This window comes from Cellulomonas sp. NPDC058312, assembly GCF_042880135.1.
Lineage (GTDB): Bacteria > Actinomycetota > Actinomycetes > Actinomycetales > Cellulomonadaceae > Cellulomonas.
This window is the reverse complement of the sequence record NZ_JBHVZE010000022.1, coordinates 1-1,653: the sequence shown is the minus strand read 5'-3', so window position 1 is coordinate 1,653 and position 1,653 is coordinate 1. Positions and strand designations below refer to the sequence as shown.

1 protein-coding gene is annotated in these 1,653 nt (G+C 68.6%); it reads right to left on the bottom strand.

Annotated elements, in window-relative coordinates:
- Positions 1–42: 42 nt before the first annotated feature.
- Positions 43–1,653: peptidoglycan DD-metalloendopeptidase family protein (locus tag ACFVXN_RS18420; RefSeq protein WP_389235968.1), on the bottom strand; the 1,611-nt coding region annotated here is incomplete at its 5' end.

Genomic DNA, 1,653 nt, shown 5'->3' with positions numbered 1-1,653 from the left:
CTCATCTCGGTCCTCCTGCAACAGTTGCGGGCAGTCCACTCATCACATCACCCTCCGTGCCTTCATCCCGCTCATCAGCGGCGCTTCCTTCACGACGTCACCCGTGGTCGGGGCGTGGATCATGCGCCCGCCTCCCAGCGCTACGCCGACGTGACCCGGTCCGGAAGCGGCCCAGGATCCGAATACGAGGTCGCCCGGTTGGGCCTGCTCGATCGGGATCTCGATGCCGACGGTCCACTGCTGCTCCGAGGTCCGCGGCAGTGTGACCTTGCCACCGCTGCCGGTGAAGATCGCGTAGCTGGTCAGTCCGGAGCAGTCGAAGCCACCGCCGGACGGTCCGCCCGTGCTACCTCCACCCCAGACATAGGGGGTGCCGAGGTACTGCCGCGCGGCCGCGACGACCTGGCCGCCGTCCTTCGACCCATTCGGTACCAGGCGGCCGGTGGAACTCAGGGACGTGTACTTGGCCTGGCCGAGGACGATCTTCGCGACGTAGTTCTGGGTCTCGGCATATGGGGGAATACCGCGGTGCGACTGCACCGCACCGAAACCGGCGTTGTACGCGGCCAGAGACAGCTCGACCGGATCTCCCGTCACCGTGCCGGCCGCGAGCGCGGCGTTGACCTGGTCATTGAGCGCGCACATGAAATGCCCCTGGGCCATGACTGCGTCGCCGATCGAATTGGGGTCGACCTTGCCGTCGCCGTCGTAGTCCTTGCCCCAGGTCGCCCAGGTTCCGGGCATGAACTGCGCAGGCCCGAGCGCACCCGACGGTGAGACCGGGGCGTTGGCGCCGTGCCGAAACTGATTCTCGGCGTAAAGCTGCGAGGACAGGATCGGGGGCCGAATGCCGGGGCAGATGCTGCCGGCCTTGCGGATCCACGGGTCGAATTCGGCAGGCACCGATCCGGCGGCCAGCTCACCACCACCGACGGTGCCGAAGCCCGCGCAGTCGATCGGCGATGTCGCGGCCGCGAGCTCAATATTGTCCGAACCCGCGGCGGTATCGGTGGTCGTTGCGGCGCCGCCGAGCTTGGTCATCGGGTCGACGGCGGTGCCGCCTTGGAAGCGGCCACCTTCCCAGTACTCGAAATGCAGGTGGGCGCCGGTCGACTCACCGTCGTTGCCGATATTGGCAATGTGGTCACCGGCCTTGACCTGCTGGCCTTCACGGGCGATCAGCCCGTCGGCGAACATGTGCCCGTACACGGTGGACACCGGTGTGTCGCCGACGAGGGAATCGATGACGATCCAGTGCCCGAATCCCGTGGCCGTACCGGAGCGGACCACGACCCCGTCGAGGGCGGCGTAGATCGGCGTACCGACGGCGCCGGCGAAGTCGACGCCCTTGTGCTCGGTACCCCACCGTGGCCCGAAACCGGAGGTGAACGTGGTGGTCCCGGCCTTCGTGGGCGCCGTGATCGGCCCGGACGCGCGCAGCTGGCCACCGGCGCCAGCGTCGTTGTCGGCGGAGGTGGTCTTGCACCGATCGTGAGGAATGACCGGCTGAGGTGCGCACGCCGTCGTCCCGAGGACCGTGGTAGCCGCGGCCGCGAGGAGCAGCGCGGTCCCGCGCCGGCGCAGGGTCACAGGGCCCCCGGGATCGGCGTGTCGAGTTCGGGGATCGGAATAGGCCCGGGCACCGGCACAGGT